The 20,430-nt window shown below is 43.2% G+C and carries 15 protein-coding genes; 8 read left to right on the top strand and 7 right to left on the bottom strand.

All coding sequences use genetic code 11. The features are described from left to right. Positions 1–7 precede the first annotated feature (7 nt). A complete protein-coding gene (locus tag MKZ16_RS12125; RefSeq protein ID WP_076105380.1) occupies positions 8–1,102 on the top strand; it encodes a glycosyltransferase family 2 protein in 1,095 nt (364 codons plus the stop codon). A gap of 565 nt (positions 1,103–1,667) precedes the next feature. Here the strand turns inward: MKZ16_RS12125 and MKZ16_RS12130 are convergent. Beyond that, positions 1,668–3,278, bottom strand: a complete 1,611-nt coding sequence (locus tag MKZ16_RS12130; protein WP_036689748.1) for a helix-turn-helix domain-containing protein — start codon at positions 3,276–3,278, stop codon at positions 1,668–1,670. Between the two features lie 14 nt (positions 3,279–3,292). After that, complete coding sequence (locus MKZ16_RS12135; protein WP_076105381.1) at positions 3,293–5,017, bottom strand: sensor histidine kinase; 1,725 nt, start codon at positions 5,015–5,017, stop codon at positions 3,293–3,295. A gap of 256 nt (positions 5,018–5,273) precedes the next feature. On the opposite strand from MKZ16_RS12135, the gene MKZ16_RS12140 reads away from it, so the two are divergent. The 5 genes from MKZ16_RS12140 (at position 5,274) to MKZ16_RS12160 (ending at position 12,915) form a co-directional block, all read left to right on the top strand. Next, positions 5,274–6,878, top strand: a complete 1,605-nt coding sequence (locus tag MKZ16_RS12140) for an extracellular solute-binding protein (protein WP_076105382.1) — start codon at positions 5,274–5,276, stop codon at positions 6,876–6,878. A gap of 82 nt (positions 6,879–6,960) precedes the next feature. Continuing rightward, positions 6,961–7,884: an ABC transporter permease subunit gene (locus tag MKZ16_RS12145; protein ID WP_036689753.1), complete on the top strand. Its 924-nt coding sequence runs from the start codon at positions 6,961–6,963 to the stop codon at positions 7,882–7,884. A 17-nt stretch (positions 7,885–7,901) separates the two neighbouring features. Then, positions 7,902–8,825 carry a carbohydrate ABC transporter permease gene (locus MKZ16_RS12150; RefSeq protein ID WP_076105383.1) on the top strand — a complete coding sequence of 308 codons (924 nt, stop codon included), beginning with the start codon at positions 7,902–7,904 and terminating at the stop codon, positions 8,823–8,825. A gap of 45 nt (positions 8,826–8,870) precedes the next feature. Next, positions 8,871–10,475 carry an extracellular solute-binding protein gene (locus MKZ16_RS12155; protein WP_051491642.1) on the top strand — a complete coding sequence of 535 codons (1,605 nt, stop codon included), beginning with the start codon at positions 8,871–8,873 and terminating at the stop codon, positions 10,473–10,475. Further along, the gene (locus MKZ16_RS12160; RefSeq protein WP_339815742.1) at positions 10,468–12,915 is read left to right on the top strand and encodes a TIM-barrel domain-containing protein; all 2,448 of its coding nucleotides are present in this window, start codon (positions 10,468–10,470) and stop codon (positions 12,913–12,915) included. Before MKZ16_RS12155 ends, MKZ16_RS12160 begins: the two co-directional genes overlap by 8 nt. Before the next feature lie 88 nt (positions 12,916–13,003). Here MKZ16_RS12160 and MKZ16_RS12165 read toward each other — a convergent pair whose 3' ends face one another. Continuing rightward, positions 13,004–14,347 carry a glycoside hydrolase family 30 protein gene (locus MKZ16_RS12165; protein ID WP_038570011.1) on the bottom strand — a complete coding sequence of 448 codons (1,344 nt, stop codon included), beginning with the start codon at positions 14,345–14,347 and terminating at the stop codon, positions 13,004–13,006. Positions 14,348–14,480: 133 nt separating this feature from the next. Here MKZ16_RS12165 and MKZ16_RS12170 point away from each other — a divergent pair, with 133 nt between their 5' ends. Then, entirely contained in the window at positions 14,481–15,275 is a 795-nt protein-coding gene (locus MKZ16_RS12170; protein ID WP_076105384.1) for an AraC family transcriptional regulator, read from the top strand. Positions 15,276–15,347: 72 nt separating this feature from the next. Here the strand turns inward: MKZ16_RS12170 and MKZ16_RS12175 are convergent, their stop codons facing one another. Together MKZ16_RS12175 and MKZ16_RS12180 are read right to left on the bottom strand one after the other, a co-directional pair. Beyond that, positions 15,348–16,316: a glycoside hydrolase family 43 protein gene (locus MKZ16_RS12175; RefSeq protein ID WP_036689758.1), complete on the bottom strand. Its 969-nt coding sequence runs from the start codon at positions 16,314–16,316 to the stop codon at positions 15,348–15,350. A 157-nt stretch (positions 16,317–16,473) separates the two neighbouring features. Continuing rightward, positions 16,474–17,502, bottom strand: a complete 1,029-nt coding sequence (locus MKZ16_RS12180; protein WP_036689759.1) for a glycosyltransferase family 4 protein — start codon at positions 17,500–17,502, stop codon at positions 16,474–16,476. 142 nt (positions 17,503–17,644) lie between these two features. On the opposite strand from MKZ16_RS12180, the gene MKZ16_RS12185 reads away from it, so the two are divergent. Further along, positions 17,645–18,154 carry a DinB family protein gene (locus tag MKZ16_RS12185; protein WP_076105385.1) on the top strand — a complete coding sequence of 170 codons (510 nt, stop codon included), beginning with the start codon at positions 17,645–17,647 and terminating at the stop codon, positions 18,152–18,154. 62 nt (positions 18,155–18,216) lie between these two features. Here the strand turns inward: MKZ16_RS12185 and MKZ16_RS12190 are convergent, their stop codons facing one another. Together MKZ16_RS12190 and MKZ16_RS12195 are read right to left on the bottom strand one after the other, a co-directional pair. Continuing rightward, on the bottom strand, positions 18,217–19,083 hold the full coding sequence (locus tag MKZ16_RS12190; protein WP_305953653.1) for a sugar phosphate isomerase/epimerase family protein: 867 nt from the start codon (positions 19,081–19,083) through the stop codon (positions 18,217–18,219). Between the two features lie 29 nt (positions 19,084–19,112). Continuing rightward, positions 19,113–20,021, bottom strand: a complete 909-nt coding sequence (locus tag MKZ16_RS12195) for an alpha/beta hydrolase (protein WP_076105386.1) — start codon at positions 20,019–20,021, stop codon at positions 19,113–19,115. Positions 20,022–20,430: the final 409 nt, after the last annotated feature.

Consider the following 20,430-nt stretch of genomic DNA (forward strand, 5'->3'; position numbering starts at 1 on the left):
GGCGAGTATGGTTACGATTAGTTTATGTATGATAGTACGAAATGAAGAAAAAAGCTTGCACCGATGTTTATCTACCATTGCAAGTCTCGTAGATGAAATTGTTATCGTGGATACAGGCTCGACGGATAAAACGAAAGAGATTGCGTTGTCCTTCGGAGCTGTAATTTATGATTTCGAATGGATTGATAATTTTAGTGCCGCACGTAATTTTGCCTTTAGCAAAGCTACTCAGGAGTACATTTTGTGGCTGGATGCGGATGATTATATAAAGGAAGAGGATCAGATTCTTTTTAAAAAACTAAAAGAAATCCTGCCGGGACATATTCACAGTGTGAACATGCAATATAATCTGGCTTTTGACGAAGCGGGAAATGTCACAGCTAGTTTACGCCGCAACAGGCTGGTTCGGCGCAGCTGCAACTTTCAATGGATCGGATCTGTTCATGAGTATTTAGAGGTAAGTGGTCCTTCTTTTAGTAGTGATGTCTGCATCACACATGAGAAAGATAAGGAATACACAGATCGTAATTTGCGGATTTATCAAAAACGTGTTGCACAGGGTGAAGTATTTTCGCCGAGAGACCAGTATTATTATGCGAATGAATTAAGGGATCATGCTATAAATGAAGAGGCTTGCAAATACTATGAGATTTTCTTAGCGGGTGGGCAGGGCTGGATTGAAGATAATTTCCAGGCTTGCCTAAAGCTTGCCGAATGCCGGGAACGGCTGGGGGATAAAGAAGGTGCATTTGAAGCGTTATGTAAAACCTTGCAGTATGATAAACCACGTTCAGAGTTTTGTTGCCGACTGGGGGCACTTCTGCTGGAAAAAGGCCAGTTGCAACCAGCCGCATACTGGTATGAGCTAGCGATTCAACTACCGCGGGATTACGATTCGATGGGGATGAAGAATGGGATCTTTTATACCTGGCTGCCGCATCTTCAATTGGCACTCTGTTATGATCGTCTCGGCCAACACGAGAAGGCGAATCATCACAATGAAACGGCGTTGAGTTTTTATCCATCCCATCCTAGTATGTTATATAATCGCACCTATTTCAAAAATCTGCTTGGCGATAAATATGTAACGCTTCAGGCTTAATTTAGTAAAAGAGATGCCCCAGCCGTTCTGATTATGACTGCTGGGGCATTTATGTGTTTTTTGGAGCTTGCAAGATTACTGGCGGTGGGGAACCTTCCCGTGATCCCCGGCAAGCTTCGCAGATTCGATTAGATTTCCGCGTACGAAGTAGCTATCGGACTCAGCTGACCTTAAACGCTGCTTTATGCCACATTTGGAATTCTAACGGACCGCATAGTCGCTATTGACCTGAAACACACTCGATTTGGAGCAATATCACAGTAATAGTTGCACTGGAGTCCGAAACTGTGCTCAAAAGGCGATAAATGCGCAAATAGCGTCATCTGGGTCCGGAAGCAGGGGGACATGGTGGATGGTTACTGGATGTAAGAGTAAAGTCAGGGGTGTAAGATTCCCGGCAGCGTAGGAGTAAAGGAGTGGCAGATGATTACTGGGCGCAAGAGTAAGCTCGTAGGTGGATCATTATCAGCAGCGTAGGAGTAAAGGTAGACAGTAATTAATATGCAGAAGATATCCCAAAGAGGGTAACCCAGCATCCATGAACTAGATGCTGGGTTACCCTCTTTTAGTAAGCTGGATTGTATTGTTGTTCCTTTTTATAATCGTTTGGAGGGAGACCTACCTCTTGTTTGAAAAGCTTGGAGAAATAGGAGTAGTTGCTATAGCCAACTTTGTTCGCGACGGTATATACAGACATATTTGTGGTTTCCAATAAATGTTTCGCAGCCGCGATTCGGACGTGGATGACATAACTGCCTAATGAAACCCCAGTTTCTCGTTTGAATATCCTTGCCAGGTAATCAGGATTGAGATAGACAATTTCAGCCAAATCATTTCGGGTCAGGTCATCGCCGTAATGTGAATGAATGTATTGTTTGATTTCTTCTGCGACGGACTTAGGCTGGGCAGCAAAGTCACGATATTTCATGGCTGTAGTGACAAGGTATTTAAGATATTCTTCCATATCCTCGATTGAATCCAAAGAGTGCATAGATAATTTATCATTAGTTTTGCCAGAGTATAATTTGTGTGATCTTATCCCTTTCAGGTTGAGAAATGAATAGACTAGCTGTACTACATCTAAACGGAACAAGCTAAGGACAGAGGTCTCAAGTGTTCTATTGTTAAGCATGACCTTTAAATATTGTGTAACTTCTTCAAGAAAAGCAGTGAATTTATTCTGATTCAGCAGTTCTTCCAAATAGGCAAGATCCGGTGGTGTATAGCCCGGTTTATTTTGATGCAGATAAGCCTCCACCAAAAAGGTCTGATTTCTGCATCTCGTAATTTCTTCATCCATAGTCAGGGATTGTTTTAGAACATTCCCCACATTACTCAGTTTATCGTTTAAACCAATATTGCAGCAGACATCACATTTTAAATAAGGATTCGCCTTTTGAATAAAAGAAGCACATAATGCTTCAAGCAGTTGCGTATCTGGAGCCTGGTTCCATTTTAATATGGCGATCCAGTTATAATCTTTGTATTCCAGAATGCTTTCGATGGTAAAACAAGGGTGCTGAAACAATTCGTACAATACATTTAGCAGGGCAAAATCAAACAGATCCTTTTCTTCTTTTCCCATACTGCCATTGTAAGGGAATAAGTTAAATATCAAAGGCTGTAGGGTATCACTCATTTGATAGGAGAGGTTTTGTTCTTCAATGGCATGTGTGATGTCTGACAATTTAATCGGAAATGATGTACTGCCACTAACTAACTTCCGCCAAAAATGCTCAAGAATCTTCGCCTGATTTTTTTGCCAAAAGTAACCGCCCTGAATGGCTTTTTCGTTTTTTTGCTGCTCTTTTGCTTGGGTAACCGCCTTATGGATGATCAACATCAGCTTGTCAAATTCAATGGGCTTAAGGAAATATTCAAAGCTCTGCAATTCGATTGCTTTCTGCGCATAGTTGAAATCTGCATAATTGGTAAGAAGAATAGTCTGAATACTATAATTTCCCTCGCGAATCCATGCTAGTAATTCCAGTCCGCTGCCCTGTGGCATTTCAATATCTGAAATCAGAATTTGAACAGAATGCTTTTCTATTATTTCACGTGCTTGAGCGACATTATTAGCCGTATAAACAGTATCAATGTGTAGTGATTCCCAATCAATTTTCTTTTGCAATGCGGCAATAACATAAAAGTCATCATCAACAAGCAGTACATTCATAGTTTGCTCTCCATTCATTTAGATTTATTAGGAAGCTTCGGAAGATATAAGATTACACTAGCGCCGCCGCCCTCCAAATTGGAGAAGGTAACGGTTGCTCTTTTTAAATATAGGTACTCTAGTCTTTTAAGCGTATTCATAATGCCGATTTGTGTACCTTTACTTTGATCCAAGGGCTCTCCAAGATTAAGTTTCTCTAACACTTGAGGTGGAAAACCGGGACCGGTGTCGGTGAGCTGGATAACGAGCATTTCTTCTTCCTGCTCCATCTGTAATCGTTGTACTGTAAGTCTGATTTCGGCTTCATGTTCGCGTGAAATCGCATATTTAATTGAATTTTCGATAAAGGTTTGCAGCACTAACGGTGGAATTTCCACACTGCCTGCCTGATCCTCTTGTTCGATGTAATAAATAAATGCGTCCTGATAACGTTGCTTTTGAATCTCCAAGTAGGTTCGGACATGCTCGATTTCATCCTCCAACCGGACAAAATTCTCGCCATTCTGAAAAATGTAACGGAAATACTTAGAGGTAGACAACGTCATATTTTCAATTTCTTTATACATATGAATTTGCGCCATGCTATAGATGCTAGTCAGACAGTTTAAGAAAAAGTGTGGTTTAATCTGTAGCTTCATATAGTCCAGCTGTATTCTTTGTTTCTCCAGTTCCTGCTCGTACATAGCGATTTTAAAGGTTTTGATTTGTTCAACCAAGCCTTTAAACTGAGTGTTTGCCTGTTCCAGCTCTATAATCTCACTGCTTCTGAAATCTGCGGGTTGCCCAGACTCATTAATGAAAGCAAGGTTATCGGAGAAGCTTTGAATCGGACCTAACACTCTTTTTTTGAAAAAGAGCAGAACAATGCATAACGTGGAGGTCACAATGAAGAACAATAACATAATAAGCAGCTGGGCAATCATGATTTTTTCGAATATGCCATATTTAATGACCATTTTGGTGCTGAAGGTGGTGTCTGAGAATGCACTGTTGATTGTTGTACGCGATTGCAAAAGATTAGAGAATCCCCCATTTTCCGTTATTAGCTTTCCGCTATTGGAGATCGGACTAGTTAAAGGCTGTTCATTCTCATCTACTAGAGAAACATAACCATTGGCGCCAAGATTAATTTGGCGTAGCGGCCGGATCAGATTATCTGCGGAGATCAGTCCAATTAAATAGCGATTGTAATAGGGCACGATATTAATCACATAATAATGGTTGTTTACTAGAATAGGCGTCCATTTGGAATAAAACTTCTCGTACATCTCCTTATCATCAATATAAGAAATAATCTTCTTTTTCAGCTCCCTGTAATCCGTATAGGTTACGCTGATCGGTGCGCAATTCAAAAAATAGGTCTCATTTTTCAAATAGTAGAAGAAGTTATACTCATGCCCGTAGTTTTTTTGCAGCTCGGTAAAGCGTTTGAACAGATTATCATTTGCCTTTAAGAACTCGATACTGTTGACCCCGTAAGTATTCATCGTTAGTAAGCTCTCATCGTTCCCAAGCGTCCAGCCCATATAGTGATTAATGTAGGCAAAATCATGATTAATACGATTGATGTAAAGCGCCGCAGTATCCTGCAAATTTCGAGTGGACTGCTGCTTAACGATGGAAATGGAAGCGATGCTGATTCCTAAATCCAGAATAAGGACTGTGAATGAAACCAACATCATGACTTTTATATAATGGCGAATGGGGTAGGTTTTGTGTTTCGCTGTTTTTTTGATCATAAAGTCATTATAAAACCTCTGCGTGAAAAAAACATAAGAACTCGCTAGCGATTTCCCTCAAAGTCCGGATAGCACATACAGAAGTCGGGATACTGTTATTAAATCTCCCCAAGTAGAGCATTTAGCTTTTGCATTTTTTGTAAGCGAATTCAAAGGTCTGGATAACCGTCTTAATGTGTCCGGAATACGAAAAAATAAGAAGTTATTATAAAGCTATTCAGATGCATTTTGATAAATTGAAATGGGGGATTAAGAGATGAGTCAACACAGTAAGAAAAAAACTGCAAAGAAATGGACTGTGGGTCTGCTGGCGGCTGCGATGGTATTTGGAATTGCTGGCTGCGGCGGTAACAACGGGAATAATGCAGCGACAAATGAAACGAGCAGCTATAACAAAGAAGGTCTGCCGATTGTGAATGAGCCTGTAACACTTAAAGTGCTGACTGTCCGTTGGGGGAGTATGGGGGACACCTTTACGCAAAACCAATGGCTGAAGGATCTGGAGAAAAATACGAATGTCAAAATCGATTGGCAAGTGATGTCCTCCAATGATTGGGGTGAGCAGAAGTCGATTATGCTGGCGAGTGGCACGCTTCCGGATATCGTCTTGGGAAATCAAACCTTTGGGGATGCCGATATCGTAAATAATCTAAGCTTTTTCCGGCCGCTTGATGATTATATTGAGCAAAATATGCCTAATCTCAAAGCAGCTATGGAAGAAACCCCAGAAATGAAAAAAATCAGCACATTTCCTGACGGGAAAATCTACTCACTGCCAACAAGACTTCCTGCACGTCCAAAAAGCTCACGTCAGCCTGTGATTAACAAGACCTGGCTGGACAAATTGGGCTTGAAGGTGCCTGAAACGATTGATGAGCTTTATAACGTGCTCAAAGCTTTTAAAGAACAAGATCCGAATGGTAATGGAAAACAAGATGAGATTCCTTTTATTGAAATTGGTAATGACTTGATCAGTCCTTTCGGAATTGCCGATTTGAATAACAATAATATGATCATCAAGGACGGAAAAGCGATATATTTCCCTGTTTCAGAGGAGTTCAAAGAAGGTCTCAAATGGGAAAATAAATTGTATGCGGAAGGCTTGCTAGATAAAGAGGTATTCACTCAGGACGATACGATGAGATCGGCTAAGTTCCAGAATCCGGATGCTCCAATTGTAGGCTTTACGTACCAGTGGACTCCAGACGCCGTGTTTGGAAAATGGAGCGATCAATATGTGACGATTCCACCGATTGCCGGACCAGATGGTAAACGTTATACGATCGGGAATCCGATTGGGATGAATCTTAACCGTAATGAGCTGCTGATCACCACATCCTGCAAATATCCTGAGGTTGCTGCACGTTGGGCAGATCAGTTCTACACTGACGAAGCGAGTATTCAGAATTTCTGGGGTGCAATTGGAACGGTTATTAAGAAAAACGATGATAGCACTTATACATTGATGGATCCACCTGCTGGAACCAGCGCAGATGCTTGGTATTGGGATCAATCCTTACGTGATTTTGGACCGAAATATGTGAGTCCTTCCTTTGAATCGAAAATCGTCCTGAACCCTGAAAGTGGAGATGGACTGAAGCTGCAACTGGATAAGCTGGGCAGTGAATATGTAACAACACCTTTCCCTAACGTAATGTACACTTCTGAGGAGTTCGAGGAGCTGCCAACCTTGACTACGGATATCGACAGCTATGTGAATACTATGCGGGCGCAATTTATTAGCAAAGGCGGAATTGACGAGGGCTGGGATGCTTATGTGAGCAAGCTTAATAAAATGGGACTTGAAAAGTTAGTTAAGATTCGCACGGATGCTTACACCCGTTATATGAACGTGAAATAACCTATTCGTCTTTCGAAAAAGGTGCTGCCCTACAGGATAGCTGTGGGGTAGCATTCTCTATTTTAAATAAGGAGGGGATGTCATGAAATCTGGTCCACTTCATTTCGGGCGGAAATTCGGACAAATCAAACAAAATTGGGGTCTCTATCTATTGCTTTTTCCTGCTGTAGTTCTGACGTTATTATTCGCGTACAAGCCAATGTACGGGGTGCTGATTGCCTTCAAGGATTATAGCCCTGCGTTGGGAATTGGGGGCAGCCCATGGGCTGGATTCAAATACTTCGAGAAATTCTTTCATTCCTATCAATTTTCATCAACGATTAAAAACACATTGATCATCAGTGTGTACAGTCTGATTACCTTTCCGATTCCAATTATACTGGCGTTGATGGTTAACCAGATGAGACCTAACCGGTTTAGACGTTTTTTCCAGACGGTGTCTTATATGCCGCACTTTATCTCCACGGTAGTAATGGTGGGTTTAATGATGATTTTGTTCTCACCTAGCACCGGACTGCTGGGCAATATATATAGTCTTTTTGGTAAAGAGGCTCCTGATCTGATTGGCTCCGCTGGATTATTCAGCAGTGTATATGTTTGGTCGGATGTGTGGCAGCATGTCGGCTGGGACAGCATTATCTTTATCGCTGCGCTCTCCGCAGTTGATCCTAGCTTGTACGAGGCGGCAACCGTAGACGGAGCAAGCCGGATGCATAAAATTCGTTATATCGATATTCCGATGCTGATGCCAACAGCGATAACCCTGCTTATTTTGCGGGTCGGAGGACTGCTTGGGGTTGGCTTTGAAAAAGTGTACCTAATGCAAAATGACTTGAACATCACTTCAAGTGAAATTCTTTCTACTTATGTCTACAAAATTGGCTTGCTCAGCAGTCAATACAGCTTTTCCTCGGCGATCAACCTATTCAACACCGTTATTAATTTTATTTTATTGATCATGGTCAATCAGATATCTAAAAAACTAAGCGAAAATAGCTTGTGGTAGAAGGGAGGAGAATTGAAATGGGAGGTTTAGAGACAGTTACTAAAGGGAATGTGGGGAAAATAAAGAAGAATCGTTCTTCGGATACTATAATGGAAATAGTGATGTATGTTATATCAGCAATTTTTCTAGTTATCTTAATCTATCCGCTGTATTTTATCGTCATTGCTTCGTTCAGTGATCCTTCCGCGGTGGCGGGGGGGCAGGTTTGGTTATTTCCTAAAGGGTTCACCTTCGATGGTTACAAAGAGCTGCTGCGTCATGAAAATATTTGGATCGGTTACTGGAATACCGTCATGTATACGGTGGTAGGGACGGCAATCGGTTTAATTGTAAATATTTCTGCGGCCTATGCGTTGTCCAGAAAGGATCTTGTGGGACGAAAATATCTTTCCCTGTTTTTCATCTTTACGATGTTTTTTAATGGGGGGTTAATTCCGACTTTTCTAACGATCCGTGATTTCCATCTGTACGATACATTTCTGGTGATGGTACTGCCTTTCTCCGTTGGGGTGTTTAACATAATCGTTGCCCGCACCTTTTTTCAGTCGAGTATTCCGGGAGATTTATGGGAAGCTGCACAGATCGATGGTTGTGGAAATCTTCGTTATTTTCTACAGATCGTTTTACCACTGTCGAAGGCGATTATTGCCGTGCTGGGTCTATGGATCGCCGTTGGTTACTGGAATTCATATTTTAATGCTTTGATCTATCTGAAAAATCCTAATATGTATCCTTTGCAGCTGATCCTGCGAAATATTCTGATCACCAATCAGATGCAGTCGGGGATGGGAACCGGGGAAGCTGCGCAAATCGCACTACGACTCGCCAATATGATGCGGTATTCTGTTATTATCGTGGCAACGGTTCCGATCATGTGCGTGTACCCTTTTGTACAAAAATACTTTAACCAAGGGGTAATGATCGGCGCAGTGAAGGAATAGTACATTCAGCTATTCTACTAACATTCGTAAGGGAGCAAGAACGTTATGAAAAAGCAACAAAAAAACAGGATATATAGAACAATCACCGTCATTCTTTTAGTGACAACGTTGCTTGCTAGCCTTACAGCTTGTAAAGGGAACAGTGGGATTAATTCTGTTGAAACTGAACCGGGTGAATTTAACAAAGAAGGATTGCCGATAGTGGATAAGCCTGTGACGCTGAAAGTACTCACTGTCCGGTGGGTCAGCATGGGAGATTCTTTTACCGAGAATCAATGGCTCAAGGATTTGGAGAAGAACACGAATGTCAAAATCGAGTGGCAGGTGATGTCCTCCAATGATTGGAGTGAACGGAAGTCTATTATGCTGGCCAGCGGCACACTTCCAGATATCATTTTAGGGAGTCAGACCTTCGGAGATGCGGATATCGTCAATAATTTAAGCTTATTTCGGCCGTTAGATGACTATATTGAGCACAACATGCCTAATCTCAAAGCAGCTATGGAAGAAACACCGGAAATGAAAAAAATCAGCACCTTTCCTGACGGGAAAATCTACTCGCTGCCTGCAAGATTACCCTCACGTCCTAAAAGCTCACGTCAGCCTGTGATTAACAAAACCTGGCTGGACAAATTGGGTTTGAAGGTACCGGATACGATAGACGATCTTTATAACGTGCTAAAAGCATTCAAAGAACAAGATCCGAATGGAAACGGAAAACAGGATGAGATTCCTTTTATCGAATTAAGTAATGATCTAATCAGTCCCTTCGGAATCGCAGATTTGAATAATAACTTCATGGTGGTCAAGGACGGAAATGCGGTTTATTACCCGATTTCAGAAGAGTACAAAGAAGGGCTCAAATGGGAGAGCAAATTATTTAAAGACGGATTACTCGATAAAGAAGTATTCACTCAAGACGAAACGATGAGATCGGCAAAGTTTCTAAATCCGGATGCCCCAATCGTAGGCTTCTCTTATCAGTGGACGCCAGACGCTATGTTTGGCAAATGGAGTGATCAATATGTGACCATTCCGCCAATTGCTGGACCAGACGGGAAGCGCTACACCGTTGGGAACCCGTATGGGATGAATCTGGAACGCAACGAGCTGTTGATCACCATATCCTGCAAGTATCCAGAAATTGCAGCACGCTGGGCGGATCAGTTCTATACCAATGAAGCCAGCATTCAGAATTTCTGGGGTGCCATTGGAACGGTGATTAAGAAAAATGACAACGGTACGTATACATTGATGGACCCTCCAACCGGCACCAGTGCAGATGCTTGGTATTGGGAACAGTCACTCCGGGATTTCGGGCCGAAATATGTGAGCCCAGCTTTTGAAAAGACCATCTTTCTAAATCCCAAAACCGGAGATGGGCTGAAGCTACAACTCGATAAGCTGGGAAGTGACTACACAACACCACCTTTCCCTAACGTAATGTACACTGCAGAAGAGTTTCAGGAGCTGCCGACCTTGACCACCGATATTGATAGTTACGTCAATACAATGCGTGCTCAATTTATAATCTCAGGTGATATTGACGAGCAGTGGGATGACTATGTGAAGCAGCTGCGGGGGATGGGCCTCGAAAAGATGGTGAAAATTCGGACAGATGCTTTCAGCCGTTATATCGGCGTTGAATAACAAGAAATGGGGTTTTTACTTGATGGGAAATACGATGAAAGAGCCAACCCCTTTGGCGACCCAATTAAAGCTGCGTTCTGAACCAGGCAGTAATGCTGACGCGATTATTCAGGGGGAGTGCTATCGGTTCACTGTCTTAACTCCGGAGCTTATCCGGATGGAATATAGTGAGGAAGGATATTTCGAAGATCGGGCGTCACAGACCGTTGTGAATCGCAATTTTCCGGTTCCAGAGTTCCGCGTAATGGATCTGGGGAATAAACTTGAGTTGATTACGAAGCGCCTGCATTTAACTTATGACAAACAGCCTTTCTCCCGGCATGGTCTCAGTATTCGGGTGAGAAACGAAGCGGGTCATTTAATGAGTGTCTGGAATTATGGAGATACAGTCCAAGATTTGGGAGGGACAGCACGTACACTGGATAATGCAGATGGTGCCATTCCGCTGGAGCACGGACTACTCTCACGTGCCGGGTATACGTTAGTTGATGATAGCACCTCCCTAGTACTGGAAGAGGATGGACGGGTAGAGCTACGGGCGTTGGCTGGCCTCGATGTTTATTTTTTTGGATACGGTCATGATTATTTGCACTGCTTGAAGGATTTCTATCACCTTTGCGGTCGTACGCCCCTATTGCCACGTTATGCCCTTGGCAACTGGTGGAGCCGTTATTACCGATATTCAGAAGAAGAATACAAAGCGCTAATGGAGCGGTTTGAGCTCGAGCGAATTCCGTTTTCCGTCGCTGTTATAGATATGGATTGGCATCTCGTCGATATTGATCCGCAGTACGGCAGTGGTTGGACGGGTTATACCTGGAACCGGGAATTGTTCCCGGAGCCTCAAAGATTTTTGGCATGGCTGCATGAAAAAGGACTTCGAGTAACGCTCAACGTACATCCAGCAGACGGTGTACGGGCGTTTGAAGATCCTTATCTTGCCATTGCTGCGGAGATGGGTATGGACCCGGAAAAAGGGGATGCTGTGGAATTTGATATCACGGATCCGAATTTTTTGCGAGCATACTTTAAGTTTCTGCATCATCCGCTAGAAAATGAAGGTGTGGATTTCTGGTGGATTGATTGGCAGCAGGGTGGAGTGACTAAAGTACCGGGACTAGATCCGCTTTGGATGCTGAACCATTATCACTATCTGGATAGCGGCCGGAGAGGCAACCGGCAGATTACTTTTTCCCGTTATGCAGGTCTTGGCAGCCATCGTTATCCTGTGGGCTTCTCTGGAGATACCATTGTCACTTGGGAGTCGCTGGATTTCCAGCCATACTTCACAGCCAACGCCGCTAACGTGGGATATGGTTGGTGGAGCCATGATATCGGGGGCCATATGAATGGTTATTTAGACGATGAGTTGGCAATGCGCTGGGTGCAATTCGGTGTGTTTTCGCCTATTCTGCGGTTACATAGTTCTGCTAGTGCCTTTAACAGCAAGGAGCCATGGCGATTCAATAAGATTGCGGAAGATGTGATAAAGGATTGCCTGCGCTTGCGGCATAGTTTACTTCCCTATCTGTACACCATGAATCGCTACGCCAGCCGCGATAGTCTTCCGCTAATCCGACCGATGTATTATCATCATGCGTTGTCGAATGAAGCCTATGAAGTGCCCAATGAATATTATTTCGGAACGGAACTTATTGCCTGTCCGATTACACAGCCGGTCAACCCAAAGGTAGGCGTTGCCGAATTTAAGGCTTGGTTACCAGAAGGGGTTTGGATAGATTTTTTTAACGGAAGAGTGTACGACGGTGGCAGAAAGCTTTCTCTCTATCGCAATCTAGAAAATATCCCTGTATTAGCTAAAGCAGGTGCTATTGTGCCCATGGCAGATCTGACGCAATATACGTCTTCAGTGGATAATCCGAGGCATATGGAGGTCCGTGTGTTTGCGGGAGGAAGGGGTCATTTTCATCTCTGGGAGGATGAGGGGGATACTGCGGAGGATCAGGATGATCAATGGTGCGATACAGAAATGATCCTGGAAATGGGGGATAAAGCCAGCTTCAAGATTCTCTCTGCTCAGGGAAATACAAAGGTTGTGCCTGAGCGGCGATCATGGAAGTTGTCCTTTGTCGGTTTTGCTGATACGAAGGTACAGGTATTCGCTGGCGGCACAGAAATCGAAGCAAACATAGACTATGATGAGGCAACACATACGCTTACGATCATGATCTCGGATCAAGCGGTAGAGCATTCCTTGGAGGTAACGTTCACAGATGCCCGGATTGCGGTGAATTCTGTAGATGATGAGGTGTTCAGCCTTCTGAACCGTGCGCAAATTCTTTTCCAATTGAAAGAACAAATTTACCATGTAGTCAAAGCAGCAGTAACGCCGATGGCGGCCCTGGCTTCTCTTGCCTCGTTGGATCTTGAACATACACTGTATGGAGCGTTATGCGAAATACTATCAGCAAGGCTTTAAGCACTATTTCTTTTAATTTAATAAAAAAGGAGGTTCTCTCTGTGCGCTGGCATAAAGAGAACCTCTTTTTATTAGAAATGAACAGCTGCTACTTAATTAGCAGGGTTTGAATGGCATGAGCCGGAATCATGTTCTCAGCCAGTTCGTCATGGAAGCGCAAGGTGAATGGAAGCTCTTGCTCTGTGCGGTTCATAACGATAACAGCAATAGTGCCATCAGGGTTGCGGAAAGCTGTTGTTTCAAGCTTATCTGTATATTTAGAGAAACCAATGCGTTTAGCACCCGGACGAATATATTTACTGAAGTGCCCGATGTAATAGAAAGAGCTCTCAAAAGTAATTTCATCGTTTTTGGTATCTCCGATAATTGGAGCGTCGCAGTAATTTCCTACATGGTTAGGTCCACCTTGCTCATCCAAGACAATGTTCCAGTCTGTCCAGCTCGACATCCAGTTGTTCAGATTGCCAATGATATCATGTCCGTAACGTTCACCGGTGTTCCATGAGCCGAGATGAACGCCACCTTCTTGGCAGCCTTCGCTGAAGAACAGCTTTTTATCTGGGAAACGATCATGAACGGCAGAGAGGGCTTCGAAGTGATCACCGGAATACCAGTGAAAGCAGATTCCCCATATGTATTTGGACGCTGCTTGATCTTCAAAAGCAACCTTAGCACGGTCATACACCCGTTCTTTATTATGATCCCAGATCATAACCTTTACATGGCCCAAGCCCGCTTGTTCCAGAGCAGGTCCCAAGTAGTCACGCACAAAATCCTTTTCTTCTTCGGCGGTATACAGGCAGGAATCCCATCTTTGTACAGCTTTGGCTTCATTCTGAACACTGACAGCCCAGATATCAATCCCTTCTGCAGTGTACGCCTCAATATATTTAACGAACATGTTAGCCCAAGCCTTACGATATTCAGGCTTAAGAGCTCCGCCTCCGTTCATTTGCCCGTTAGTCTTCATGAACGCTGGAGGACTCCATGGGGAAGAGAACAGACGGAAATCTTCACCTACTGCTGCGGCAGCATTTTTTATGAGGGGGATAACCGACTCGTGATCTCTGGAAATATCGAACGAACGTAGCTCCGCATCGCCTTCCTCTACATAAGCATAGTTGCCCAGTGAGAAGTCGCAGCTTTGGATATGTGAGCGGCAAAGGGTATATCCAATGCCGTGCTCAGGATGAAAATAAGCGTCGATGATTTCTTTTTGTTTAGCTGCACTAAGCTTAGCGATAGTAACGGCAGAGGACTCCGTAAGAGCTCCACCAAAGCCTTCAATTTCTTGATACTCCAGATCATCATAGATATTGATTAGCTCTGATTCGACTCCTGACGTATCGGGAAGGAAAATCAGAGGGTCCTTTTCTGTTAAACGATCCGTGGTTTCTTTAGCGGTTTGAATGACGCGAATAGTTTTACTCATAATGCTTGATAACCTCCTACATATGAATTCTGTCTTTATTATAGAAGGAGATTCACTGCACTTTGAAGAAACTATATGGCTAAGAACCTCAACAATCTGGTCATCGACTATTATAGAATGAGGAGCATATGCGATGGAAACAAACAGCGTTCAAATTAGTCTGTGTGGATTTATCCGCCATACTCAGCCTTTTCGGCAACTATATCGCAGTGGGTTGGATACCTATATCATCAGGCTGCAAGCAGAAGGGGAATGTGAAGTCCTCATCGATGGAGAAATGACTGCCGTAGTGCCGGGGGATCTATTGTTATTTAAGCCCTACGATATATATGATCTGAGAATCGGTGAAAAGAAAAGTCCTTTGGGACATAGTGTGGACTATTTTGTAATGTGTACAGGGGAATGGGTGGACCACTGGTGGAACCTGCGTGAGCGACCCAAAAAGGTTAGAATTGCGGATGATGGTAAGCTGCAAAGTGTATGGCAACAGCTTGATCTGGAGAATAGAAGACTAGACGGGGGTAGCCCTGAAATACTTGAAGCACTATTTAAAGCTTTATGTTTGTTGTTAGATCGGGCTATGGAAGAGGCACCTGCATCATCTTCGGCTTCGCTTCTACACGGACTTAAAATGAAGAGTTATGTGGAGGAGCATGCTACTTCAGAGATCAGACTAAAGGACGTAGCTGCTCATGCTGGAATTAGTGTGACAAGGGCTGTACATTTATTCAAGATCCAATTCGGTTATTCTATTATGCAATATGCGGGGCAAATCCGGCTTGCGATGGCACTGAGATTAATGGACAATACCAATTACACCTTAGAGCGTATAGCAGAGGAGACGGGGTTTGGAAGTTACACCTATTTTCACAGGGTGTTTCGGGAGCGTTATGGTGTCTCGCCAGGTATCTATCGAAAGAGAGAGTAGAAGGTTTATCAGTAAAAAGAAGCTGCCCCATAAATCACAGAGTAGGACTTCGGGGCAACTCTCGATTAGACGTTAATTATAGTAAGGCCAGCCAGCAGAATCCCATTCGAGATCACTGATTAACAATTTGGGTGCGCCATTCTCAGCGACACTGTAAGCATGGCGGACGATAACGTTGGTTCCGTATATATCCTGTCCACCAGGACCCGCCCAAAAACTGTTGCCGCTATCGATGACCGTAGCCCCGCCATTTTTCATATCGGTACCGTCCTTCGCATAGAAAGGCCCCAGTACGCTGGTTGAGCGTCCCACTGCAATTTTATAGGTGCTGTTTACGCCTGAGCAGCATTGGCCAATGGATACGAATAGATAATAATATCCGGTGTTTGGATTGTAAACCATGCTGGAGCCTTCAATCCCCCCGGATTTAGTCGCAATGCGATACGAGTTGCCCGTTGGCTTCATGGTTGTTTTGTTGATGGAGGTAATGTAAATCCCGTTGCTCCAGGAACCGAAGGTCATCCATAGGTTTCCGTTAGCATCTGCCGTAATGTTAGGATCAATGGCGTTATAATTGGAGGCGTCATTAGACGAGATAACGACACCTTGGTCCGTCCATTTTCCCCCGGAGATCGATTTAGTAGTTACTAAACCAATAGCAGACACTCTTGAGCCGAATGTGGAGATAGAATAATAGAGGTAATAGGTACCGTTATAGTAGAAAATTTCTGGGGCCCATACATCTAGCCCTTCTTGATTGGGAACGTAAGAGCTCCACCAGGAGGGTTTCGAGGTATAAATCGGGAGGGAGCGAATATAGTTAGTTCCATCGTTTGAGAACATCACTTGGAGACCTGATCCCGTGCTGAATACCCAATGTGTGTTCCCCTCTTTGATATATGAAGGGTCGTGTACGTTGGTATCTCCAGTCAGATTCCAGGTTGCTGCATAAGCTTGCGATCCTCCTGAGAAAACAGTTGTAAAAAGCATTAAAAAAGACAACAATAACAACCGATAACCTTGCCTACCTTTTTTCGCCATATTCCTTCTCCTTTTAGTTTAGATTTCCCTAAAGTGTTTCATTATTTTGCAATTGATAACGCTTACATAATATCTTGTATTATTTCTCTAGTCAATGATTCTTTTGGATCAATAAAAAAGCAAATCTCAGCCATCGGAGACTTGCTTTTTTATATTTTTATAATAAATCTGTGATCGCTTGTTCAAATAATCTGACACTATTTTCCCAAGTCCATTTGCGCGAATATCTTTCCCCCTGCTCCGCTAATTTAGTTCTTAAGTTGGGATCACGTATTAAGCGGATGACATCTTCACCGAGCCGGTTCTCATATCGATAAGAGAGCAAACAGTTTTTCTTGTGATGGGCGTATTCCATATTCCCACCCGAATATACACAGACTAACGCTGCTCCACAACGCATGGCCTCAAGTCCCGGTAAAGAACCTGTATCAAAAATACTTGAGCTAACAAAAATATCCGCACCGTTATAGTGATAGCAGAGCTCCTCATCATTTGCTGGCGTAAAGAACCGATATTTGCCAGTAGCTTTCATTCTTTGGAGAATTTCTGAGGTGTTGAACTCGTCAGGCGGACTGATGAAGTTAATATTTACATCGGGATATTGGCTTTTTACGTAATCCAGCTGTTCTATAAGATAATCTTGCTCGCGGTGCCAGGAGAAGCCGCGTTCTGTTTTTCTTAATATAGCTGTTATGTTTAAAGGCTCTTGAAGACTGTGACGGATATTCATATTTTTAAAAGAGGAGCTAATGCCAATGGGCACGATACTGCCGGTGATGCCATGATTTAAAAAGATCAGCTCCTGCTGCCAACGTGATAAAACGATTAGATGCTCAGTGATGTGATAGGAGGGGAAGGAGCGTCCGTTATCCGGTAAAAAAGGAGGCTCATAACATAAAGATAAACGTACATGAACCCCTTTTCCTTGTTTGCTTGCTGCTTGGGCGATGGGGACAGTTGTATAATAATTAGAAACAATGACGTCTCCGGGAGGAAAGTCATGCTCGTGAATATTCATATGTGAGGAGCGGATTACGTTTGCGCGCACATCATAAGAAATAGCGCCATCCACAGGCAAGAGGAGGTTGACCTGATGGCCCAAATCTGTCAGCCCATTGGTGAGCTCTACCAGCATACGTTGTGCTCCGCCATGAGATAAGGTCAGAATAGGGAATGTGAATCTCATTGATAATCCCGTCCCTTCCAAGTTAGAGCTGTAATAGTGAAACAATATGATTCAATCGTTATGTTTCTTATTTTATTCAGCTCCTATAGAAAAGTACCATTTAACAAGTTTACAAACAAAAGTAGAAGGAAGAGGGATTAGTATGAGTGAAATCATTATCGAATGTATGAGAAGGCTCGATCAATCCTTGGGGTATGTGGAGCAAGCTGTAAATAAGCTATCGACCGAAGAGATATGGTTTCGTCCAAAGTCAAAAATGAATGCCATTGGTAACCTATGCCTGCATATTGCGGGCAGCGAATATCAGCATCTGGTCAGCGGAATCGGCAATAAGCCAATAGAAAGAGATAGACCTAATGAATTTTTGACCAGAGGCGGTTATTCATCACAGGAATTATTGCAGTATATGCTGAAGGTCAGGGAAGAAAGCCGTGCGGTGGTGGGCAATTTGACGAAGGCTGATCTAGAACGGGAGGTCACCATTAGTTTCCCTGAGGGGGCTGGAATGGAGAATTATACTTGGAGTATTCAAAAGATTATGATCGGAGCGGTAGAACATTATTCCTATCATACAGGTCAAATCGTATATGCCTCCAAATTGCTGCAGAAAGAGGATGATCATCTGCTCAATAACTGGAAACACTATTTTTGAGCATAGATAAAGCTGGGATAGATGCGCAGCTGCTGCTAACACCTATCCTCAGAAGTGGGTTTTTATTGTGTTATAGGAGCAAGCTTCTTCAGTAAAGCAACGGTATCATTAACCTCCAGATCCTTGATATCTTCTAATGACACATCGATCATTGGCTTATATTCTTGGAGTTTGCGCAGGAAAGCTTCGGTATGGAATAATCCGCTGCCTGCTTTTCCGTGGTATGCTTTTTCACCATCTTGATAGATATCTTTTAAATGCGCCAGAATGATACGGTCGCCGAATAATCTGAAGGAATCATCGACAATTTGATCCTGCAAATGCGCAGCCGTGCCAATAAAATTACAAGGGTCCAATACAACACCTATACAGCTTGATGGGACTTCATCTAAGATGCGGCGCATCTTGTCTGGTGTAGAAAGTGTATGTGTGCAGACCCCTTCTAGTCCTAGAAAAACGCCCCATTTTTCAGCTTCCTCTGCAAGTTCTTCTATAGTTGCCCTTAACGTATCCCAGCCGATAGCTTCGTAATGGACCGGATCTTGTGCTTGAAAAGTAGTCAGCGCACCGGTCTCTGTTGCCACCATAGGTGCGCCGAATTGGCGGGCATAACGAAGATGCTCTTTAAAACGATTGATCTCAGCTCTCCGGATGACAGGATCCGGATGAACAGGGTTGATGTAACAGCCCAAAACACCGATACGTATTCCTGCTTTATCAAATTGTTCGCCAATATAGCTGGCAAGACCTGGACTTAGTTTACCGGTAGAAGTGTCGATGTCCTGAATGGCTTTGGATAATGCAAGCTGAACAAAATCGATATCATAATTCTGAAGGGTTGCAGTTAACGACTTGAGCGGCAGGCAGCCAAATGTGTGGGCTAGAGTTCCGTATCTGATGGGTAACCTCTCCTTTAATAGAGTAAGTATGAGTAATAACCTTCATAATAGTAACGCTTTCATAAGGATGCAAGTGATTTATCATTATCGCCGGTCAGGAAATTGATGATTTCAGTGTTGACTCTATCCGGTTGCTCATGATTAATGCCGTGTCCCGCACGGGGGATGACTTGGTAATGAAACTTTCCGTCCTCTAAAATATCTATGAAATCCTTTGATTGTTTTAATGCGTGTTCTCCTACTAAAAAATAGAGCTTATCTCTGACGGCAACTGCGGCGTTTCTATCGTATTTTTGAAGCTTATGAACAAACATAGCTTGTTGATTATGAGTGCGCATTAAAAGGATTAGATGAGCAGCTACTTCTGGGTGATTGTCAAATAAAGGGGAGTCAGGCGCACTTAACTTCTTCAGCACTTTGAGTAAATTGCGATCCGTGGGAATCAGAATCTCTGGGAACATCATCATTAGCGTTTGCAGCATGGCTTTGATTGGTGTGGTGACCATTCCGCCTTCCAAACAAATCACACGGTTCACTTTGTCCGGTTGCTTGGTCGCATAATTAAAAGCAATATAGGCGCCATTTGACACCCCTGCAATATTAAAGACGTCTATGCTCAGATGTTTGGCTATTTCATTAATCCATTCCACCTGCTCAAACTTTTGTTTATTAAAGTACGCATTAGGAATGCTTTTTCCGGGTCCGCCCAGAGTATCAATAGCGATGCAGTAAAAATGCCGCGATAATTCCTCGATGTTAAGGAGCCACATGACCGCCGAGTTATCACCAACGCCATGAAATAGAAATAAGGGGGGATTACTCTTTTGCCCGGTAAGGATACAATGCGTCAGCCCATATGTGGTTGGGAGATCGAGCTCTTCAAGAGGAATAGGCCACTGATCAACTAGCTGTTGGTAGGACTGCCACACTCGTTCTTGCGCCTTGGCATTCTTAAAGCTATTTACCATCACAAACCTCCTTAGTGAAAAATACAACATCTGTATCTTATTCCAATAAGTATACTACGAGAGTGCGGAAGGAGGAGTGAGAAATAGAAACATTCCTGTGAAAAGAGGGGGAGCAGAAGGTGATTAGAGGGCGAGTAGATGGTGATTAGATTAGATTAGATTAGATTAGATAGATTAGATAGATTAGTTTAGATACCTGTTGCTTGATCACCTAGTAGTCACAAGGAGCCAGATAAGTGTATTTGGTACAACTAAATTGCTACTTTACTCTCACTTCGGTGATATAGATGTACTTTGTACAACTATATCTCTCGTAATTAGCTGATTTAGCTAAATTGGGCGAATTTAATTGCACAAAGTACACTTAACACATTAGGCGTGAGCATTGAAGTACATTTTAGTTGTAGAT

Origin of the sequence: Paenibacillus sp. FSL R5-0928, from assembly GCF_037970385.1 — a bacterium.
Classification (GTDB): Bacteria; Bacillota; Bacilli; order Paenibacillales; family Paenibacillaceae; genus Paenibacillus_AQ; species Paenibacillus_AQ odorifer.

Bases quoted from the DNA above. Each gene is read 5' to 3' on its own strand.
- MKZ16_RS12135 (WP_076105381.1), bottom strand. From the start codon at position 5,017: ATGATCAAAAAAACAGCGAAACACAAAACCTACCCCATTCGCCATTAT.
- MKZ16_RS12150 (WP_076105383.1), top strand. From the start codon at position 7,902: ATGGGAGGTTTAGAGACAGTTACTAAAGGGAATGTGGGGAAAATAAAG.
- MKZ16_RS12185 (WP_076105385.1), top strand. From the start codon at position 17,645: ATGAGTGAAATCATTATCGAATGTATGAGAAGGCTCGATCAATCCTTG.
- MKZ16_RS12145 (WP_036689753.1), top strand. From the start codon at position 6,961: ATGAAATCTGGTCCACTTCATTTCGGGCGGAAATTCGGACAAATCAAA.
- MKZ16_RS12195 (WP_076105386.1), bottom strand. From the start codon at position 20,021: ATGGTAAATAGCTTTAAGAATGCCAAGGCGCAAGAACGAGTGTGGCAG.
- MKZ16_RS12175 (WP_036689758.1), bottom strand. From the start codon at position 16,316: ATGGCGAAAAAAGGTAGGCAAGGTTATCGGTTGTTATTGTTGTCTTTT.
- MKZ16_RS12125 (WP_076105380.1), top strand. From the start codon at position 8: ATGGTTACGATTAGTTTATGTATGATAGTACGAAATGAAGAAAAAAGC.
- MKZ16_RS12155 (WP_051491642.1), top strand. From the start codon at position 8,871: ATGAAAAAGCAACAAAAAAACAGGATATATAGAACAATCACCGTCATT.
- MKZ16_RS12130 (WP_036689748.1), bottom strand. From the start codon at position 3,278: ATGAATGTACTGCTTGTTGATGATGACTTTTATGTTATTGCCGCATTG.
- MKZ16_RS12170 (WP_076105384.1), top strand. From the start codon at position 14,481: ATGGAAACAAACAGCGTTCAAATTAGTCTGTGTGGATTTATCCGCCAT.
- MKZ16_RS12180 (WP_036689759.1), bottom strand. From the start codon at position 17,502: ATGAGATTCACATTCCCTATTCTGACCTTATCTCATGGCGGAGCACAA.
- MKZ16_RS12165 (WP_038570011.1), bottom strand. From the start codon at position 14,347: ATGAGTAAAACTATTCGCGTCATTCAAACCGCTAAAGAAACCACGGAT.
- MKZ16_RS12140 (WP_076105382.1), top strand. From the start codon at position 5,274: ATGAGTCAACACAGTAAGAAAAAAACTGCAAAGAAATGGACTGTGGGT.